The sequence below is a fragment of the Adlercreutzia equolifaciens genome (assembly GCF_029076695.1).
In the GTDB taxonomy this organism is placed as follows: domain Bacteria; phylum Actinomycetota; class Coriobacteriia; order Coriobacteriales; family Eggerthellaceae; genus Adlercreutzia; species Adlercreutzia equolifaciens_A.
In genome coordinates, this window is record NZ_JARFIK010000001.1 from 1,336,389 (window position 1) to 1,356,873 (window position 20,485).

A 20,485-nucleotide genomic window follows, 5' to 3' on the forward strand; every position below is an offset into this window, starting at 1 on the left:
CGAAGAGAGAAGAGGAAACAAAATGCCGAAAAGCAATTTGACGCGCCGCAAGTTCGTCAAGATGTCTGCACTCGCTGGTGCAGCGACGGCTGTGGGCGCCTCGATGGCGGGAAGCCTTGCGGCATGCGCACCGAGCGTGAGCGGCAACGAGATGGCTGAGACCGGCGGGAATACTGCTGAGCCGACGAACTCCAAAGAGGGCCTTGTGGCCATGAAGACCACGTGTCATGGCTGCATGAACACGTGCCCCGCCATTGCCTACCTGAAAGACGACGTCGTCGTGAAGCTGGAGGGCAACCCCGAGGCTCCCACGAGTCGAGGCTCGATGTGCATCAAGGGCCTGAACCAGCTGCATACCATGTACAGCCCGCGCCGCATTCTGCATCCGCTGCGCCGTGCCGGCGAGCGAGGCGAGAACAAGTGGGAGGTCATTTCTTGGGACGAGGCTGTTACCGAGGCAGCAACCCATATCAAGGAAGCCATCGAAAAGTATGGCAACTACTCCTTCTTTGCCAGCGTTGGCGGCGGCGGAGCCTATTCGTTCATGGAATCGATGACGCTGCCCATGGCCTTCGGCTCTCCGACCATTTTCGAGCCTGGCTGCGCCCAGTGCTACCTGCCCCGCTGGGTTATCGCAAAGCTTTTCTATGGCGGTCACGATCAGTCGATTTGCGACAACTGCGTCCAGGAGATCTTCCGGCCCGACAATGAGGAAACCCAGGTAGTGGTTGTTTGGGGCGCCCAGCCTTCCGTGAGCCAGACGGCAGAGTCGGGCCGCGGCATGGCCGAGCTTCGCGCCAAGGGCGTGAAGACGGTCGTGGTCGATCCGAACTTCTCGCCCGACGCCGCGAAGGCCGATGTGTGGCTGCCCCTTCGTCCCGGTACCGATACCAAGCTGATCTTGTCCTGGTATCGCTACATCTTCGAGAACGAGCTGTACGACGCGGAATTTACGAAGTACTGGACTAATCTGCCGTTCCTGATCGACATGGATTCCTCTTCCGAGCGCTATAAGCTGCCCGTTCTCGCCAAGGATATCTTCCCTGATTTCAAGCAGTCCACCCCGGCCAACACGCCGGCCTACGTGTGCTACGACCTCAAGACGAACGCCGTTACCCCCTTTGAGTTCTCGGCTCCCGAGGATGCGACCGTGGATCCTGAGATCTTCTGGGAGGGCGAATACAACGGTAAAACCTACAAAACCGCCGGTCAGCTCTATCGCGAGGAAGCCGATCCGTGGACGCTGGAGCGAGCTGCCGAGGAGTGCTGGCTGCAGGCGGACAAGATTGAAGAAGCTATTTTGACCTACGCCAACAATTGGGGCGGCATTGGCCATGGCGTGGCCACCGACCAGGGGCAGCAGGCCTCGGAGGCGCCGATCGGCCTTATGGGTCTCGACTCCATCATGGGTCGCATCAACAAGCCGGGCGTAACGCTTACCCAGAAGGGGGAGAGCACGGTTCCGACGTCCCGTCCCGTTACCTACAACAACGGCTTCAGTGGCATGTTCTCGCCTATGTACGGCATTGGCGCTGTGGTGGGACTGTCCGACGAGGAAAACGAGGCCTGGGCTCGCGGCGAGGAGACGGCGGCCGGCCAGGCGGATGTCTCTCAGCAGAAGCTTGCGAACAAGATCCTCAACGATCGCTTGGGCATGAAGGAGCACAAGGGCCTCTACGGATGGTGCCACTCCCATATTCCCACGGTGCGCAACGCCATTGCTACGGGCGAGCCCTACAAGCCCCGCGTGTGGTTCGACTACTCCGGCAACAAGCTGGCCATGCTTGGCAATGCGAAGTCCTGGTACGAGGTATTTCCCGAGATCGATTACATTATCGGTCAGTATCCGATGCTCACCTCCTTCCACATCGAGGCGTGCGATCTGGTCTTCCCGCTGCGCGAGTGGCTCGAGGAGCCCATGGCCGCGTTCAATCAGCAGGACACGACGTGGCTGCAGAACGAGTTGGTGCATATCGGCGAGACGGTGTCCCATTCCATCCCCGCGGCGCAGATTGTCAACAAGTGCCGCGAGCTGTGGGGCGGTCATATCCCCAACGGTCTGGAGCCGGGCCTGATTTCGGATGCCACGGAGGCCGAGGTCAAGCAGAGCGTCGCAGAATCCATGGGTGCTCCGGACTGGGAGACGCTGCAGGCCGATGTGGACAAGTACAACCCGAAGATCGCACCGAACTATTGGCAGTACTACCAGCACGAGACCATTGTCGACGACGGCCTGCCGGCGGGATTCGCCACTGAGTCGCGCAAGATCGAGACCTATCTTCAGATTGCAGTCAAGATGGCGCGTACGGGCTACCCCTATTGCTATCCGGAGCCGCAAGAGGCTTGCGAGGACTATCATCCCATCGTGCATGCTATCGAGCCGGCGGAGAGCCCGGTCGAGGGCATGGACGGCTACGATGCCGAGTACCCGTTCGTGCTTACCAGCGGACGTGTGCCGTACTTCCACCACGGCACCATGCGCCATGCTCCTTTCAGCCGCGAGCTGTTCCCCACGGCCGAGATTCGCATCAATCCGGCATCGGCCGCCGAGCTTGGCATCGAGCACATGGACTGGGTCAAGGTCACGAGCCGTCGAGGCGAAGTGCACGCTCGCGCCTATCTCACCGAAGGCGTTCACCCCAAGACCGTTTGGATGGAGCGCTTCTGGAACCCCGAGTGCTACGACGCGTCTCAGGCCAACCCCACGGGCGGCTGGCGCGAGTGCAACGTCAACGTGCTCACCAAGAACGACGCTCCCTTCAATGAGATCTTCGGCTCCTACACGAATCGCGGCTTCACGGTCAAGATCGAAAAATCGACTAAGCCCGACAATATCTGGGTTGAGCCGGAGGAGTTCGAGCCCTTCATGCCCACGCAGGAAATGTACGCCGAAGCAAAGACGAAGGATGTGTTCTAAATGAAATACTGCCTGGTAGTAGATTTGGACCGCTGCTCGGGCTGCGATAGCTGTGTGGCGGCTTGCAAGCACGAGAATACGCTCAACCTTGGCGTGTACCGCAATCATGTGTCCGCCGTGGGTCCCATGGGAACGTTCCCGGACATCGAGATGTACTGGCTGCCGATGCAGTGCCAGCAGTGCGAGAATCCCGGCTGCATCGAGGTGTGCCCGACGGGCGCCTCCTACCGCGATGAGGGCACGGGCGTGGTTTTGGTGAACCAGGACGATTGCATCGGTTGCGAGAGCTGCCTGACCGGTTGCCCCTATGGCGTGCGCTACATGAATCCTGCCACCAACACTATTGAGAAATGCACGCTGTGCTTCCACCGCAAGAACGACGAAACCTGGGAGCCCGCCTGTGTGCACAACTGCTGCGCCGGTGCTCGCATCTTTGGCGATCTGGACGATCCGGACTCGGCGGTCTCGAAGGCCGTAGCGGCTGCGGGGGAAAACGTTCACGCGCTGCAGGATCCGGCAAGTCTCTCGCCGACCACGGTCTACATCCTCTCGGAGAAGATTGCCACATGGCAGGACGATCCCGAAGAGGTCAAGCGCTACGAGAAGAAGTAGCGAACCGCCTTATTCGCTGGGTCGCTCCTGATTTGGGGCGACCCCTTATCTGAGAGAAGCCTTCTGGCCGCCTTCCCCTCCCTTTAACTGCGGCCAGGAGGCGTCCTCGTATTTGAGAAATTCAAACGAGGGGAGAGGGGGACGGGTTACATGGGTATGCAGGAGAATGTCATGACTGAAGAAACCATTGCAACAGATACGGAGAAGACGGTGGCTACGGAAAGTCCGGAGCTCGATGCGGTAACGCGCGACATGATCGACGCGTGCCAGGGCCGCGGGGCTTTCTACGATATGCTGGCATCGATCTATTATCGACCGCTGACAGCCGAGCAAATCGATAACATCGCGAATCTGGACATGTCCGAATATGAGGATATGAACCCGCTGTTCGCCGAAGGAGCCAACGATGTTCGCCGCTATTTGCGCCGTCGTCATTCGGGCACCCGCCAGGAACTGGCCGTGGACTTCACGAGCGCCTTCGCCGGCACGCAGTCCTACAAGGGACGCTATGCGGTTCCCTACGAGTCGGTGCACACCAGCGAAGAAGGCATCATGTTTCAAGAGGCCTACCATGAGGTGTTCCATATCTTCAAGGACAACTATGTCGCCAAGGCCGAAGGCTATGACTTCCCCCATGACCACCTGTCCTTCATGTGCGAGTTCCTGGCTGTTCTCTCCGATCGCATAGCCGAGGCGCTGGCCGCCGGTGACGATGCGGAGGCGCTGCGCCAAGTGGAAGTCTCGCGCGCTTTTCTGGCCGATCATATCTTGTCGTGGTTCGACACGTTCCAGGGCGTGGCCCTGTACTTGATCCAGACGCGTTTCTATCGCGGTATTCTCAAGATCAGCAAGGGGTTCTTCCTGGAAGACGCCGAGCTGCTCGACAGTATTGCCGTGGAGCTGGAGCAGCGCCTCTCCTCCTCAAGCAAGGAGTAAATCCATGGACTTCGCAATAATTCTTGTCGTGACCGTTGCCGCCTGTTTCGCTTTGCGCAATCCCCTTAAGGCGTGCCCAACGGCCTTTTATGCGGCAGCTATTCTCGTGGATGCGGTTTATGTCTACGGGGTCTTCTTCGGGCTGCCTCGCGCCCTGTGGAGCCCGTTGTTCGTTCTTATCCAGAAGTGCGAGCTTGCCTTAGCGCTTTTCGTGGTGGTGATGTTCATCGGCTGCCTCAAGGCCGGCACGCGTCCCTATCGGTGGCTGAAGCCGGTGCGCAGCGAGCTTTCCATCGTGGCTTGGTTTCTGGCGTTGGGCCATATGGCGGTCTATCTCGAGAGTTACGTCCCTCGTATTTTCGGCGGTTCTGAAGTGAGCAGCAATGTTCTCGGATCGTTTGCCTTGGCCATCGTGCTGCTTTTGCTGCTGGTGGTGCTTGGTGTCACCTCATTCGCCTTTGTGAAGAAGCATATGTCTACGGCTACCTGGAAGAAGGTCCAGAAACTTGCCTATCCCTTCTTTGCGCTGGTGTATGTGCACGTGCTTCTGATGCTGCTGCCCTCGGCGCTTCATGGTGGTGCGGCGGCGCAGGCGTCGGTGGCGGTGTACTCGGTGGTGTTTATCGGCTATGGCCTTTGTCGTGTGGGTCGGGCGCTCCTTGATGCTCAGGACGCGCGTGCGCACGAGAGGGTCGCTGCTGCTCCAACGGTGCAGGATGAGCTTGATGCTGTCTTTGAGTAAATTCCAGTGTTACAACTTGGTATTGTCTCGTAATTAAAGATGTTACAAAATAGTAGTATAGCTAAGCAATGGCGAGGGATTTCGTGCAGGACGCTTGAGGCGTCCTGCACGCGTTGCGGGGGTGGAATTTGTGGGAGAGAGTTTCGGGGCCCGATTAACGCGCGCATGGCCAGCGCTTCCGTACATGGGGTTCGGCTTCTTGCTGGCCTCGGTGTATCTTATTAGCTCGGGCACGGCATGGCTGTCGGAGACCATGCTTGATGGAGACGACATCGGAAAGCTTTCTATCATCGTGAATCTCTCCGGCGGCATAACCATGCTGGTTGTGGCGGTAGGCTCCATGAAGTTTTCTCGTTGGTGGGCGTACCGTCGTACCTGCATTATTTTGGCGGTTGTGGCCGCCCTTGCCAATTTTCTTATTATTCTTGCGGGGCCTTACTACCTGTCTCTTTGGGTTCCCTATGCCGTTACCGGTGTTCTATTCAGAATCAGTGGTGTCGTCTTTGGCGTATGCATGGGCTTCTTGGCTATTTTCTGCGCGCGGCTCTACGGCACTTTGCCTCCTCGCCAGGTGATCATATATACGGCCTTTTGCCAGATCATTGTAGCGACTACTTTTTATTTTACGGTGGGTTCCCCGGCTTGGGCTCCGGCTCAAGGGGGTCCGTCCCTTATCGGCATACTTTTCTATATTGCCATGCCGTTGCTGGCGGGCTATCTTCTATCGCTTTCGCCGTACGCTGAGATACAAGGTGCTTCGGTAGAGAAGAAGGAAGTGCTTCGGGCCTTGCCGTGTTCCTTCTGGAAGCTTCTGATAGTCGTGCTCGTTTTCTCGTGCATGGTGTCTTCGGTGTATTCCCGTATGGTTACCACCTCGCCCACCGGGGCTACGCTCGACGGAACCCGTTTCGTCATGCTTCTGCGAACGCTTCTTGCCTTCATCCTTATCGCTATTGCGATAACCAGCGAGGGGAAGCGACTGAACTTCGGAAAAGCCTATTCGGCCATTATGGTCACGTCGGTGGCTCTCGTTGCGTGTCTGCCTCTTGCCACAGGGCTGAGCGCCATCCTGACGCAGACAGCGGCTTTGATGAGCGCCGTGTTCGAGCTCTTCCTGTGGTGCATCTTGGCCTTTATCGTCTACCAACGTCGCATTTCGGTACTGGTGGTGTTTGGCTTCGGCTATGGCGCTTATCTGGTGGGTACGGGCTTGGGCTGGTTTGCGGGAGCGCGGGCCTTGGAGGGGCTTATTAGCGCCGTCGGAGACACGTTCGCCTACATGTTCATGGCCATTATTGTGCTGGCCTGTGCGTTCCTTATTTTCTCAGAGCGCGAGTTCGATGCCCTTTTCGGCCCCAAAGAGGACGGCGCCCCTTCTCTGGAGGATATGCTCGCTTGGGATTATGCTGCTGAGACTGAGGCGGTCGAGGGTGCGGACGACGCCCCCTCGGGCAAACGCCGTCGGTTCGACGAGGCTCTCTTGAAGCTGGCCCAAGAGTATCAGTTGACCGCCCGAGAGGCCGACGTGATGCGTTGCGTGGCCATGGGCTACGACAGCAGCACCATGGCCGACAAGCTCTGTCTTGCTTGGAACACGGTGCGCACCTATCGGCGAAACGTCTATGGGAAGATGGGCGTCCATTCGCGCCAAGAGCTTATGAAGTTGGTGGAGGAGCGTTCTTCGCAAGACTGAAATTACGCGATTTCCAAGACAGTTGAGGCGGTCGTCATTCCTGGGCGGCCGCCTTTGTTTTTCTCTGCTTTATCCTCACTTGTGAATAATACTAGTGCGCTCTCTATCTGGGAAAACTCCTGAATGATGCAAAGTGCATCAACATTGCTTCCTCGCGAAATGATGCGATTTGAAACTTGTTGCACCCTCTCTCGCTCGGGAAAATGCGAAGCGTCAAGTGGCCGTGGAAGAGGCGGCCGGGGGAATTAAAGAGAGGGGAGGCACGTAGCCATGAACCAGTCTGCTCTGTGCTCGTCGGGTTGCACCGACCAAAGCGCTTGCCAGTGCGGCGCCGGCCAAAGCGATGCTATTCAGCGGAACGTGGCGGAGGCATTCGAGCCCCAGCCGCTGCGCCCGTCCGATTACGCTCTTATGAAGCGCCACAAGCCCCGTCACACGGTCAATGTGGAGAAGTCGCCCATTCTGGTGGCGAACCCGTCCTATGCGACGCCCGCCTATGATCTTGTTTCGTTCTGCGAAGAAGAGCGCGACTTCGACGAGGCCGTGCAGCTTCTGAAGAACAACACCTATCCCAAAACCTTTGTTGCCGCCGCCGACGGTTTCGTGTCCCTCATGGTGGACAACGACTTCCTGGCCATGAACATCTACGTTGACGGCGAGCCCTATGAGGGCACCTTCGACGACTTGGTCGAGGACGAGTCCATTCCTGTTGAGGCCGAGGTTACCTACGGCGTGCGCGCCACCGATCTGGGTCGCGAGACCGTGGCTCCCTATGCGCCCACCACGCAGCTGGCGAAGCTCATCGAGAGCGACGAGGAAGCGGCGCCGGTGCATCTGCGCGTGCTGGAGCTGTGCAGCGCGGAGGGCGGCTGCTCCAAGCAGGAGCTCGACCGCACTCTGAACGCCGAGGGGCTCATTCCCCACGACGAGCGCACGGGGCTCATCAGCATTTATCCCGCCTACTACATCGACAACCTTGAGAAAGCAGGGGGTCTGGTGTGGAAGAACACTTGGCTTGCAACCGACGAGGGGAGGGAAGTTCTGGCCAACACCCGATAGCGTCACCGTTTCGAAGAGAGAACCAAGGAATAGAGAGAAGGAAAGGAAGGAGAACTAGCATGGCTAAAGCAACAATGAGCCGTCGTGGGTTTCTGAAGACGGCTGCCGCCACCGGTGCGGTCGCCGCCGCCACGGGAGCCTTCGCCTCCAACTTCACCAAGCTTGATCCGGCTCTGGCCGCCGATCAGGATGAGGAAATTGTCATCCACACCTCCTGCCGCGCCTGCATTATCGACTGCGGCGCCATGGTCACCGTGCGCAACGGGCGCGTAGTGCGTATCGAGGGCGATCCGGATGATCCCATGAACCATGGGCGCATGTGCGCCAAGGGCCTCTCCGGCATTCAGGCCCTGTACAACCCCAACCGTCTGAAGTACCCCATGCGCCGCGTGGGCGAGCGCGGTCAGAACCAGTGGGAGCGCATCTCCTGGAAAGAGGCTATCGACCAGATCGCTGACGCCATGATGGAGCTGTACGAGAAGGACGACCCCATGCAGCTGCTGCTGAGCTGCGGAGGCGGCGGCAACCCCACGCGTATTATGGCTCCGCCGCGCTTCCTGAACGCCTTTGGCGGCGGTAACTTCTTCGAGCCCGGCTGCGCCCAGTGCTATCTGCCCCGTGCCAATGCCTTCCCCGTGGTAAACGGCATGAACGACACCTCTATCGCTGACGCTTCGGTGCTCGAGATCTTCTTCAACAACTCGAAGTCCTGCGTGCTGTGGGGCACCGACCCCTCCCAGTCCAACGTCGCCTCCGGTGGCCGCGCCCTTACCCAGCTGCGCAAGAGCGGCTGCAAGACCGTGGTTATCGACCCGCGCCTGACGCCCGACGCCGCCAAGGCCGATGTGTGGCTGCCCATCCGCCCCGGCACCGACGTGGCCCTGGCCCTGTCCTGGATTCGCTATATCATGGACAAGAAGATCTATGACGAGGAATTCGTCATGAAGTGGACGAACCTGCCCTACCTCGTCAACGAGGAGACGAAGCTCACCTATCGCGCCGACGAGCTGGGCCTGGGCTCTCACGACGACTATGTAGTGTGGGATGCCAAGACCAACAAGCCGGCCGCCATGCCCTATCCTTGGGACGACAAGCTGGAGCCGGTGCTCGACGGTGAGTTCGAGGTGAAGGGTAAGAAGAGCCGTACCGCCTATCGCGCCCTGTGGGAGGCTTGCGAGGAGTACACCCTCGAGAAGGCCGCCGAGATCTGCTGGCTCGACGCCGATCGCATCGAGGCCGCCATCAACACCTACGCCGAGGGCGCTCCGGCCGCCGGCATCAGCTTGGGCGTGCCCACCGACCAGTACGTGGCCGCTTCCGATGGCCCCATGGCCATCGCCATTATCGACATCCTCATGGGCTGCATCAACCGTCCCGGCTCTTGGGTGCAGAAGCGTCCCTCGGGCCCGGCCGGCGTGGCCCAGCCTTGGGACAGCGGCGGATTCAACGAGCTCGTGCCCACGCTCTGCGTGCCGGCCGAGCAGCAGGCCGCCAAGCTCGGCTACATCGAGCACAAGGGCCTCGAGCACTGGCATGCCTCGCACATCCCCACCATTCTGGAGGCTGTGCGCACCGGCAAGCCCTATCGCCCGAAGATCTGGGTGGACTTCTCCGGCAACAAGCCCATCATGATGGGCAACGCCGCCGGCTTCATCCAGGACATGCGCGACAACATCGAGCTGGCCGTGCACTGCTTCATGTACCCCACGGCTTCCTCGGTGGAGCTGGCCGACATCCTGCTGCCCACCTCCGAGTGGCTTGAGAACTCCTACATTGCCTATCGCATGAACACGATCGTCGTGCGCCAGCCCTGCACCCATCTGTTCGAGTCGGTGGACAACCACATGATCTACGGTTGGCTGGCCAAGGCGCTTGCCGATCGCGGTCACAAGAACTGCCAGCTCACCTTCCAGGACCCCTTCCCGGATCCCAATTACGGCGGCTACTGGAAGACGCTCGACGAGTTCCAGGCATGGCTGGCCGACCAGGCCGACCGCAAGGTTCTGCACAAGGGCCTTTCCTGGAAGGAACTCTGCGAGCAGGCTCCCATCGAGTTCATGCCCATGGACGAGTGGCAGAACAACTACGAGCAGTTCGCCGTCATCAACGAGGAGACCGGCAAGCCGGTGGGCTTCAACACCTCCTCGAAGAAGTGCGAGCCGTACGCCGAGGGCTTCACGGTCATGGGCCGTACGGGCGGTCGCTTCGGGACCGACCATTGCGGCAACGTGCAGCCTGCGGCCAGTGCCGACTACGAGCCGCTGCCGCATTTCGAGGAGCCGGCCGAGTCTCCGCTGACGGACACCGAGTATCCCTTTGTGCTCACGTCCGGCCGTGTGCCCATGTTCCATCACGGTACCCTGCGCAACGTTCCCTGGCTGCGCGAGATCTATCCCGTGCCCCAGTGCTGGATGAACCCGCAGACGGCCGCCGAAGTGGGCGTGCAAGAGGGCGACTGGGTGAAGATCGAGTCCCGTCGTGGCGAGACCCACGGCAAGGTGCTCGTCACCGAGGGCATCGCGCCCGGCGTGGTGGCTCAGGAGCGCTTCTGGAACCCGGAGCTTTTGAACTCCGAGGATCCGAGCCAGGCGTGGAAAGCCATGAACGTCAACGTGCTCACCAAGAACGATCCGCCCTACAACAACGTGTACGGCTCTTACACGCTGCGCGGATTCACGGTGAAGATCAGCAAGTCCGAGAAGCCCGCCGGCGTGTGGGAGGAGCCCGAGGAGTTCACGCCGTGGCTGCCGGAGTACTCCGAGTACACCGGCGGTGGTTATGCCGCTTACGACGCAGGGGAGGCCAACTATGCGTAACGCGATCGTCGTCGATCTCGACCGTTGCATCGGATGCTTCGGCTGCGAGATCTCATGCAAGATGGAGAACAACGTTGCCTTGGGCGAGTACTGGAACAAGGTGATTATCGAGGGACCCCATGGCACGTTCCCGGACGTAGAGGAGTACTGGCTGCCCACCATGTGCCAGCAGTGCGAGAACTCTCCGTGCACCCATGTGTGCCCCACGGGCGCCAGCTATCGCAACGAGGACGGCGTCGTGCTCATCGACAAGTCGGTGTGCATCGGCTGCAAGTACTGCATGATGGCCTGCCCCTACGGTGTGCGTAACTGGAACAAGGAGCAGAACGTTGTGGAGAAGTGCACGCTGTGCCAGCATCTGACGAGCCAGGGCAAGGAGCCTGCGTGCGTGCACAACTGCCCCGGCGAGGCCCGTTTCTACGGCGACTTGGACGATCCCAATTCCGATCCGTCGCGCTTGATCGCCGAGTCGGCGCCCGAGGATGTGCACCACCTGAAGAACGTAGGCAACAACCCCTCGACGGCCTACATCCTGTCGAGCCGGTTCGGAACCTGGAGGAACGGAGACTAACATGGAAATCGCCTGGTCCCTTGTGCTGTTCACGGCACTCACTGGATGCGGTGGCTGGCTGTTCGCCGGCGTGGCCATCGATGAGTTCGCGAAGAAGACCTCGAAGGCCAACTTCACGGCCGGTATCGTGGCCCTGGTGCTCATGATTGTGGGCGGCGTGGCTTCAGTTACCCACCTGGCCCACCCCGAGAACATGCTGGCGGCCCTGAACCATCCTACCTCCGGCATCTTCATTGAGGCCGTGCTGGTGGGCATTGCCTCGGCCTTCATCATCGTGTACCTGGTGGCTTACAACCGCAACGAGACGGTGCGCCGCGTGTGCGCCGTGGCCGGCGCGGTGGTGGGCGTGGCCCTGTCCTTCATGGCCGGTCACTCCTACCTCATGGACGCGGTGTACACCTGGAACACCATGCTGCTGCCCCTGGCCTATCTGGGCACGGCGGCGGCCAGCGGCCTGAGCGCCTATGCCCTGGTGGCGGCTATCCGTCACAACGAGACGACGCCGGCCGATCTGAAGATCGCCTTCATCCTGCTGGCGGTCGGCGGTGTGGCAGCGGCTCTGACCTCGCTGCTGTACCTGACCGGCGTTATGGATGCGGCCGACCTGATGCTGGTGGCCGTGGGCGCCGTGGCCGTTGGCGGTATCGTTCCTCTGGCCTGCGGCATTGCCGGCCTGAAGGCAGCCAATTCCGCCCTGGTGCTGTCCGTCGTGGCTACGGCCTGCGCCCTGATCGGTGCCATTTGCCTGCGCTGCGCCATGTGGATGGCCTATGTGCCCCTGGAGAACTTCTTCGGGATTGCGCTGTAGCGGCAAAGAGCTAAGATAAGCGGGATGGCAGGGACAAGCCTGCCATCCCCTTGAGGAGAGGATAAGCGAGCCTGAGGGTAAAGCCTATGGGCCGCTGGAAAAGGAGAGGGTCATGACCGAGGAGCTGTCAGAGCAGATTGCCGAGAATCGCGCTCGTGCCGAGATGTATCGCTTGCTGGCGTCGGTGTTCTTCCGCGAGTTGGACGAGAGCCAGATTGCCACGCTGAAGGCCGCGCCGCTGGCCGCTCCCGAAGAGGGGCGCATGAAGCGAGGCTCCGATGCTGTCTACCGCGCGTTTCGCCTGGCGGCTCCCGACGTGCTCACCCGCCTGCGCGTTGATTATGCCCGCATCTTCTTGGCGGCCGGCGTCTACGAGGGCGATACCGCCGTCCCCTTCGAGTCGGTGTTCACCGGCGAGGAGGGAATCCTCATGGACGAGGCGCGCGAGCAAGTAGTGGCCATCTTCCGCGCCGAGGAGGTCACCGTGGACCCCGAGCTCCAAAGCCCCGAAGATCACCTCTCCTTCGAACTTGAGTTCATGGCCATCCTCTCCGACCGCATTGCCGAGGCGTGGGAGCGCGAAGACGAGGCCGAGGCGCGCCGCCTTATGGAGGTGCAGGCGTCCTTCGCGCAGGATCATCTGCTCAATTGGATGCCGGACCTGGCCGAGCGTGTTGCCTCCTTCGCCAAAGAGCCCTTCTACCCGGCTTTTATGGATTACGCCATTGGCTTTGTCGAAGATGATGAGAGCTGGCTCAAAGATTCTCTCGCTCAGTAAGCCGTAACATACTTTACAATGGGGCCGATGCTGTTGACGACGCATCAAGTCGTCGCGCAGCATCGGCCCCGTCGTGTTTTCCGCCCGCGCTTGCCTGCGGGCGTGCTGCAGCGCAGGGAAGGAATCCTCTATGCCGTGGTCATCGCGCAGCGAGATGCTGTCAACGCTTAATAAGCTGCTTCCGAACGTCAAGTATCTGGGCGCTGCCTTCTGGGTGGGCTACCTGCTGGTACTCTATGGGTGCGAGGTCAATTTCTTCGGCATCACGCTCGACGACGCGGCCGTCTCGGTGGTGTATGTGGTCAGCAATGCCTGCTTTGCTCTGGCGTTGCTGGTGGTAGGCGCGCAGCACCGCCGTTTTCACCAGTGGCTGCAAGTGCCTTGGTTCGTGTTCGGTATGGGGCTTTTGGCCACCGTGGGCACGGTGCTCGTCTTTGCGCTTCAGCCTGTGGGTGGCCTTTGGTATGCTCTGGGCGCGGCACTTATCGGCGTGGGCACGTCGTTTGTGGCGGCCAAGGCCATGCTGCAGTTCACCGAGCTCGGTCCGCGCGAGGTTATCTTCATGGCCGCCGTAGTGCAGGTGGGCGGCATGATGCTCGACTACACCGTGCTGTCGGTGTCGTGGATGGTGCAGCCTTGGCTGTTCTTCGTCATGCCGGCGCTGGCGGCCGCTGTGCTGCTTATCGAGCCTGCCGACGAGCGCCACGAGATGCCCGACGACAGCTGGCAGCCGCCTGCGTGGCTGTGGCGCGTTGTCATAGGCGTGCTGTTCTTCGCTATTCCGGTCAGTATTTGCCGTGCGTGCTTCCCGCTGTTTTCCGATAACGTATCGCTTTTGGTGGACTATCGCCGCATCTCGGGCTTTCTCATCATCCTGTTTATGGTAGCTATGGGCCTGTTGGCTCTGCGATTGCCGAAAGACGCCCGTTTTGGCCGCGTGGTCTACGCCATCATTTTGGTGGTGTCCTTCGTCTATATCGGGCTGTCGGTTATCGGCCCCCAAAGCGGCTTGGTCATGGCTATCAGCGGCGGGGTGAATGCCCTGGTGAGCCTATGCGTGTGGGTGCTTATTGCCCGCATTTCGTTTAAATCGGGCGCTTCGGTGCTTCGGGTGTTCGGCTTCGGCTACGCCTCGTACACCTTCGGTGCCATTATGGGCTGGGCCGTGGCCTTCGTGGTGGCGGCTTTCGGCCTGAGCCTTGAGACTGTTCTGGCCATTATGGTGGTCTCGGCAGTGGTCATGCTGCTGGTGGCGCTGTTCCTGTTCCGCCAGCAGGACCTTCACACGATGATGGAGCCCTTGCAGGGAACCTTGGACGACCAGGAAACCGAGCCGTTGGGCGTGGCCTGCGAAGGGTGCTCCCACGCCGAGGGTGCCGGGGGCGACCTTGCGGCCGTGTGCGCGGCGTGCCCGAGCGCCGTGGTGCTGCGCAGCGCCGAAGCCGAGGAGTACACGGCTTGGCGGCGTGCCTGCGCTCTCGCCGTGCAGAACGCGCAACTCTCGCTGCGCGAGGCGGAGGTGTTCGACGGCATGGTCCGCGGCCTTTCGGCGCGCGCTATCTCCGATGAGTTGTGTATCTCTTACAACACGACGCGCAACCACATCCAGCATATTTACGTGAAGTGCGGCATCCACAGCAAAGACGAGATGCAGGACTACATTCGCAGTTTCGTGTAGGCGGTAACACCCGGCTTCGCCTTTGCTGGCACCCGTTGAGTCGTTCTTCCTCCAGCCGGGGTGCGGCGTTGCAGCTCTGCGTCTCCCCTTGGGCGGGGAAAGCCCCTGATGCATGGTTTAACTGGGAAAATACTAGGCAGTGCAGTTTGCACTATCGGTCTTATTTCCCGTAAATAGTGCGACTTGAACCTTCCGCGCACCCCTAGTTTGGCGGCACAATGCTAGTCATCGAGAAGGCGTTCTTGAAGCTGAGGAACTTGGAACGCCGCTATATTCGTCTCGTTGAGAAGAGGGGGTGCGATCTTGAATCGCGAAGAATCGCCGTCTCCGGAGAAGCCTGCGGTAAGCCGCCGCGGCTTGTTGGCCGGTGCCGGCTGTGTGGCTGCCATGGTGGCCCTGGGCGGGGTCGGTCAGTCCTTTGCCGGAGAGAATACCTTAATCCGTCTGCCCGGTGGCCAGGACGATCAACGCTTTCTTGCCACCTGTCTTAAGTGCGACAAGTGCCGCAGTGTCTGCCCGCAGCAGTGCGTTTCCATTGCCGCCCTTGAGGACGGCCTGGTGAATATGCGCACGCCCTATATGGATTTCCATAAGGGGTTCTGCGATTTCTGCAATCGCTGCATCGAGGTGTGCCCCACCCAGGCGCTGCTGCCGTTCGATCCGGAAACCGAGAAGTTGGGCATTGCCGTCATCGACGAGGAAGAGTGCATTGCCTGGAAGCAGGGCGGTTGCGTCATGTGCGTCGAGGCGTGCCCCTACGAGGCCATTACGCTGAACCAGAACGATCGCCCCGTTATTGACGAGACGCTGTGCAACGGATGCGGCGCCTGCGAGTTCGCCTGTCCTTCGGCCACCTATACCAGCTATTCGGGTTCGCGCCGTCGCGGTGTGAACGTTGAGAGGGAGGCGTAGCTATGAAGCCCTCGACCTTACGTAAGATTACCGTTGCGGCGGTGTTCATCGCCGTCGCCGTCTCCCTGGCCACCAATGCGGCCACAGGCACGCTCTCGGCCATCGGCTTCGAGTCCATCGCGCTTCTGTGCCCCGTCGGTGCCTTGGAGGTTATGCTGGGGCTCCATCAGTTCCTGCTGCATCCCTTCTTGCTGTTGTTGCTGGTAGTGGCCGCCGTTCTGTTGGTGGGCAAGGCGTTCTGCGCGTGGCTCTGCCCCACACCCATGCTGCAGGCGCTGTTCCGTCCCAGCAAGAAGAAGGCGAAGAAAGCTGAGGAATCTGAGGATCATGACGCAAAGCACGGCGCTACGGCGGCTGCTTCGACTGCGAAGGCAGAGGGCGGCAATGCGACGGCGACGGCTTCGATGGCTTTGAGCGAGGACGAGAAGGCATCGCTGACGGGCTGCTCCCATTCCTGCGGAAGCTGCGAGGCGCTGGCGCCGTGCGGCGGCAAGCGCGACGGCTTCAAGCTTGACACGCGTTTCGCGGTGCTGGGCGGCGCTCTGGCCTCGGCGGCCATCTTCGGGTTCCCGGTGTTCTGCCTGATCTGCCCCGTGGGCTTGACCTTCGCCACCTTCATCGGCGTATGGCATCTGTTCCAGTTCAACGAGACCACCTGGGGTCTTATCGTGTTCCCCGCGCTGCTCATCCTCGAGCTGGTGGTGCTGCGCAAGTGGTGCCATAAGTTCTGCCCCATCTCCGCCATTCTGTCGCTTATTTCTACGGGCAACAAGTTCTTCAAGCCGCAGGTGGACGCCGAGAAGTGCCTGCGCACGCGGGGCATTGATTGTCATGCCTGCGTGGACGCCTGCCCCGAGCTGCTCGACCCGCATATGAGCGACATTCCCGATTGCTCCAAGTGCGGTAAGTGCAAGGAAGTGTGTCCTGCGGGAGCTATCACGTTCCCCTTCATGCCGCGCCGCAAGGCCGGTGCGCCGGCGCTGGAGCGCACGCCGTCGCCTGGTGCGGTATCCGGTGCCGCTGCGGCCACCGAGGAAGCCTTCCTCGACGAGGAGCTTGTCGAGGCATAGCTTTTCGCAATCGCCGCAGCTATCTGAATAGAGCCTCTCCTCTCTCCGCCCCGAAGCCCCCTTCCTTCGGGGCGGCTCTGTGTCTAGGGGCGTTTCTTCACGAGTGAAAGAGCGATGCGCTACGCAAGGTCGGCCCAAAGGGCGACGCTTCCGCGACGCAGGTGCGAATCAGCGACGAAGCTTTTGCGATGCGGTCATCATGCACTGTCCTTGCCTATGTCAACGTGCAAAGGGGAGGTCGACGATGGAAGTGCGCGATCTGCGGTTTAGCGAATGGCCTATGTTCAATCGAGTTATGGAGGACAATCCCGAGGTGTGCCGAATGCTGCTGGAGGCCATTCTCGATGAGCCGATTGGCAGGATTGGCGAAGTGACGGTAGAGAAAGCCATCGAGCCGCGTTTGGGAGCGAAAGGCGTGCGACTCGATGTTTTTATCAAAGGCTCGGGAAAGGTGTACGACGTAGAAATGCAAGCTTCGCCAGTGGCTGATTTGGGGCTGCGCATGCGCTACTACCAGTCCGCCATGGACACCCTGTCGCTCGGTAAAGGCCGGGATTATGAACAGCTCCCTGAAAGTATCGTTATTTTCATAGGTACTCAGGACCTGCTGCACGGAGGCGTGCCGATGTATCATTTCGGGATGAAGTGCAAGGAAGGGGTCGAGGTGCGTTTCTCGACGCGCTTTCAGTGGATTATTCTTAATGCTTCAGCCTATAGGGATCTGCCTCAAGGAAGGCTGAGAAGCTTGCTAGAGTACATTGCCGTGGGATATATTGGGGAAGACGCGCTTGTGCGTACTATTTCCGAGTCTGTTGCGCGAGCTAACGCCGATGCCGCCTGGAGGGCCGAGGGGGTCAATATGCTGACGTATATCGAAGATGCGCGAATTCAAGCTGAGATCCGCGAGAAGCGAGGCCGCGAGGAAGGGCTTCGTGAGGGATTCGAGCAGGGCATCGAGCAAGGGCTCGAACAGGGGCTCGAGCAAGGGCTCGAGCAAGGGCGGCAAGAGGGAGAGAAGCGTTTTCAGACGCTCATGCAGGTGCTCTATGAAACGGGACGTGCTGATGAGGCGCATGCTGCCGTTATGGATGCTGCTCGTCGGGAGGAACTGTACCGAGAGTTGGGCGTCTAGCTTTTCGTGGCTCTGTCTAACCCTGCCGATCCGGCTGGTACTGAGTCGGATCTACTTCGGTGGTCTTGATAAGTTGGATAAGCTCCTCGCGGGAATGCACGCCGGTTTTGCTGTATATGTTGCGCACGTGCGTACGCGCTGTATAGAGCGAGATGACCAGTTGCTCGGAAATGTATTCGCTGCCGTGGCCCAAGGACAGAAGGCGTAGCACCTCTTGTTCGCGAGCAGTGAGCTGGAAGGTGTCGCATACGGCGTCGCAGCGGCGGCGCCACAGCGCCTTGCCTTTGGGCGCTTGGGGAAGGGAATGACTTGAGCTTGCCGCAGGGGATGTGTTGCCCGAAGGGATAGCCGGCGAAGCGTTAGAGCCTTCCATGCTTTCGGGAAAAACAGCTTCAACTTCGTCCGTTGATTCAGGAGTGGGATCGGCGTCGTGATCGTCGATGGGAATGAGAGCAACGGACAGCACGCGCTCGGGCGCTATGCCCACGAGGGCTACGACAACGCAGAAAATAACGAGGCATGTAAGGGCGATGTTCGAGCCCTCGGTGGAGACAAGCAAAAACCCCAATTGGCTACCGGCTAAAATGCCGACGGATTTAAAGCCGTGACTGATGCCCATGGTCTTCGAGGGCGACATTTTAGATTGGTAAATCAAATAGAAAATGATGGTGTCAAAGGCCACGTTCATGAGGAAAAGTGGCACGGAGGCGCATTCTGCCAGGATGGCCGATAGAATGCTGTTTCCGTTCTCGGAAACAATCAGGTTGACTACCAAAAAGCCTACAACGAAGAGACTGATGGAGTAGTACAGAAGCTCGGCTTTGCAGGTGTGGCCCGACAGTTGATAGTACAGGACGAGGCAAACGCAGCTAATCAGCACAATAAAGGCGCCGAGCCCCTCCCAAAGAGGGGGAGAGTCCCACGATGAGCCGGGAGAGAGAAAGGGGCTGCGAATAAAGGACGCGGCGCCGGCGACGATAAGCATGGCAATGAAGAACCGGACGCTTGCCATGGTAAGAGGAACGCGCTGAGCGAGATCCTCGGCTGTTTGTTTCCGCGAAGCATCTCCGATGGCTGCGAGGATGCCCGAAACAAGAGGAATGGCGACGCTGAATACGCAGCGAAGGTAAAACGGCGCGGAGACGCCAACGAAATAGACGACACAGCACAGCACCATGCAGTCGCACACCATGAGGAACGACTGGGCAGGCGGTAGGGAGCCAATGATGGGGCCATAGGCAAGACAGAGGATGCCGTTGCCTATGCCGTCAAGGAAACAAGCGGCGTAGAACAGCAGGGGATCGCTGATGACTCCAGCGAAGGTGCAGCAGACGACCAAGGTTGAGCACGCTGCTAAGAGACCCCCCGTTAGAGGAAACCAGCGCGTAATCAGCCACTGATCGGTTTTCTTGAGAAGGGGGAGCAGGATAACGGAGGTAATGACACCTATAAGGGACAGCATCATGAGGGCGCTGGTGTCAACCTGCTGAGCTCCCTCGAGAACCGCTCCAGGGCCCGCGTTGAGAAAGCCATTGGAGTAGGTAATGAGGGACCAAGCCTGCCAGAAGCCAAATCCCATGCATCTTAGCTTCAGCAAGCTGCAATCGGTGGTGCTGCCGAACAACAAGAGACCCCTCTTCCCTTTTTGATGGTTGTAGCCGTAATAGCTACAACTTTGATTCTAGCAGAATCGTAAAACGGCACGTACTACACCATGAGGTATTTCCCGTGCTAGATGCCGATAGTGTTACTGGAAATTGCCTGATCAAACAGATCTTCTTCTTAGTTCTCAGATTGATGGCAGCGTGCGGTAATACTTAGCGAATGAAAAGGAAATACCCCATCCCGTACGTTTGCCGCCGAGCCGCGAACCGCCACTATTTAAGTGCTGACAAGCATTGGCCGAGCGGGTTCGAGGTCTGTCTCGGCTGCAAGGAAAGGAGAGGAAATGCCGACTGGGAAGGAAACGCTTCTCGATGCGCTGGTGGAAACGGTTCGGGAGGGAGGTGATTTTGCCGAAGGAGGATTTTCCTTTGGCATGGGCGTCGCTCAGCAGACTTCAGCGGATGTGGGCATTATGGCTGATGCTGACGCGAAGCGCGGCAACAGCGGAGAGGCTCCTGATGTGAAGATCGAGCCGAACGTCGAAGCCCTGAGCGCCATGAACTCCGATGAGCGCATTGAGCGTATCCGCGAAAGCGTGGAACGCCATCCGCGTCACCGCGAACTGGAGTATCTGATTATGGCCTATGTGGGAGAGCACGCTGGCGTCTCCTATGAAGAGGTTGAAAAGTACATTGCGGGACTCTCGCAGTTTGCTTCTTCGCTGCAGTCCGAGCGCATTCTCATTGCCATCTTGGAGCGAGCTGGTGCTTTGGAGTCCGATGGAAGCGACGACGGTGCCCTGACGCTGACCGAGGCGGGCCAGCAATTCGAGGCGTCTTTCACGCCAGAGGCGCGCCTGAAGGAGCTCTTCGACGAGGCCGAGGACGATCAGGTTGAAGCCTACGAGTACCTACTCAAGGCGTGTGCTGAGCAGAAACGCACCTTTGAGGAGCTTGATGCCGCAGTGCAGAAGCTGCCGGCTGTGCGTTTTCTTGATAACGGCCAAATGGCCATTTATCCCAGCACCTATATCGATCGTCTGGAGAAGGCGGCGGGTCTTCGCTGGGAACTTGGATGGGTGACTACCGACGCAGGTAAAGCTTATGTCAAGTAGATCGTACGCAGATGCTTTTGACGGAGAGAAGTTCGCTTTTTA

Annotated in this window: 16 protein-coding genes; 15 read left to right on the top strand and 1 reads right to left on the bottom strand. The window is 59.6% G+C overall.

Going from position 1 to position 20,485, the window contains the following annotated elements:
- Positions 1-22: 22 nt before the first annotated feature.
- The 14 genes from PZH32_RS05410 to PZH32_RS05475 all read left to right on the top strand — a co-directional run bounded on the left by PZH32_RS05410 (position 23) and on the right by PZH32_RS05475 (position 17,724).
- On the top strand, positions 23-2,917 hold the full coding sequence (locus PZH32_RS05410; protein WP_275206706.1) for a molybdopterin-containing oxidoreductase family protein: 2,895 nt from the start codon (positions 23-25) through the stop codon (positions 2,915-2,917).
- The gene (locus PZH32_RS05415; protein ID WP_275206707.1) at positions 2,918-3,529 is read left to right on the top strand and encodes a 4Fe-4S dicluster domain-containing protein; all 612 of its coding nucleotides are present in this window, start codon (positions 2,918-2,920) and stop codon (positions 3,527-3,529) included.
- 171 nt (positions 3,530-3,700) lie between these two features.
- Positions 3,701-4,465 (top strand): TorD/DmsD family molecular chaperone, encoded by a 765-nt coding sequence (locus PZH32_RS05420; RefSeq protein ID WP_275206708.1) that lies wholly within the window; start codon positions 3,701-3,703, stop codon positions 4,463-4,465.
- Between the two features lie 4 nt (positions 4,466-4,469).
- Complete coding sequence (locus tag PZH32_RS05425) at positions 4,470-5,207, top strand: ferric reductase-like transmembrane domain-containing protein (protein ID WP_275206710.1); 738 nt, start codon at positions 4,470-4,472, stop codon at positions 5,205-5,207.
- A 184-nt stretch (positions 5,208-5,391) separates the two neighbouring features.
- Positions 5,392-6,900 (top strand): helix-turn-helix transcriptional regulator, encoded by a 1,509-nt coding sequence (locus PZH32_RS05430; protein WP_275206711.1) that lies wholly within the window; start codon positions 5,392-5,394, stop codon positions 6,898-6,900.
- A gap of 270 nt (positions 6,901-7,170) precedes the next feature.
- Positions 7,171-7,959 (top strand): hypothetical protein, encoded by a 789-nt coding sequence (locus tag PZH32_RS05435; protein WP_275206712.1) that lies wholly within the window; start codon positions 7,171-7,173, stop codon positions 7,957-7,959.
- A gap of 59 nt (positions 7,960-8,018) precedes the next feature.
- Positions 8,019-10,775: a molybdopterin-containing oxidoreductase family protein gene (locus PZH32_RS05440; protein ID WP_275206714.1), complete on the top strand. Its 2,757-nt coding sequence runs from the start codon at positions 8,019-8,021 to the stop codon at positions 10,773-10,775.
- Positions 10,768-11,346, top strand: a complete 579-nt coding sequence (locus PZH32_RS05445) for a 4Fe-4S dicluster domain-containing protein (protein WP_275206715.1) — start codon at positions 10,768-10,770, stop codon at positions 11,344-11,346. Before PZH32_RS05440 ends, PZH32_RS05445 begins: the two co-directional genes overlap by 8 nt.
- Before the next feature lies 1 nt (position 11,347).
- Positions 11,348-12,154 (top strand): dimethyl sulfoxide reductase anchor subunit family protein, encoded by an 807-nt coding sequence (locus PZH32_RS05450; protein ID WP_275206716.1) that lies wholly within the window; start codon positions 11,348-11,350, stop codon positions 12,152-12,154.
- A 112-nt stretch (positions 12,155-12,266) separates the two neighbouring features.
- Positions 12,267-12,932 (top strand): TorD/DmsD family molecular chaperone, encoded by a 666-nt coding sequence (locus PZH32_RS05455; protein WP_275206718.1) that lies wholly within the window; start codon positions 12,267-12,269, stop codon positions 12,930-12,932.
- Between the two features lie 130 nt (positions 12,933-13,062).
- A complete protein-coding gene (locus PZH32_RS05460; protein ID WP_275206720.1) occupies positions 13,063-14,610 on the top strand; it encodes a LuxR family transcriptional regulator in 1,548 nt (515 codons plus the stop codon).
- A gap of 303 nt (positions 14,611-14,913) precedes the next feature.
- A complete protein-coding gene (locus tag PZH32_RS05465) occupies positions 14,914-15,522 on the top strand; it encodes a 4Fe-4S dicluster domain-containing protein (RefSeq protein ID WP_275206721.1) in 609 nt (202 codons plus the stop codon).
- Between the two features lie 2 nt (positions 15,523-15,524).
- Positions 15,525-16,592: a 4Fe-4S binding protein gene (locus PZH32_RS05470; RefSeq protein ID WP_275206722.1), complete on the top strand. Its 1,068-nt coding sequence runs from the start codon at positions 15,525-15,527 to the stop codon at positions 16,590-16,592.
- Between the two features lie 244 nt (positions 16,593-16,836).
- Positions 16,837-17,724 (top strand): Rpn family recombination-promoting nuclease/putative transposase, encoded by an 888-nt coding sequence (locus PZH32_RS05475; RefSeq protein WP_275206723.1) that lies wholly within the window; start codon positions 16,837-16,839, stop codon positions 17,722-17,724.
- A 16-nt stretch (positions 17,725-17,740) separates the two neighbouring features.
- Here PZH32_RS05475 and PZH32_RS05480 read toward each other — a convergent pair whose 3' ends face one another.
- Positions 17,741-19,303 (bottom strand): helix-turn-helix transcriptional regulator, encoded by a 1,563-nt coding sequence (locus PZH32_RS05480; protein ID WP_275206724.1) that lies wholly within the window; start codon positions 19,301-19,303, stop codon positions 17,741-17,743.
- Between the two features lie 369 nt (positions 19,304-19,672).
- Here PZH32_RS05480 and PZH32_RS05485 point away from each other — a divergent pair, with 369 nt between their 5' ends.
- A complete protein-coding gene (locus tag PZH32_RS05485) occupies positions 19,673-20,443 on the top strand; it encodes a hypothetical protein (protein WP_275206725.1) in 771 nt (256 codons plus the stop codon).
- Positions 20,444-20,485: the final 42 nt, after the last annotated feature.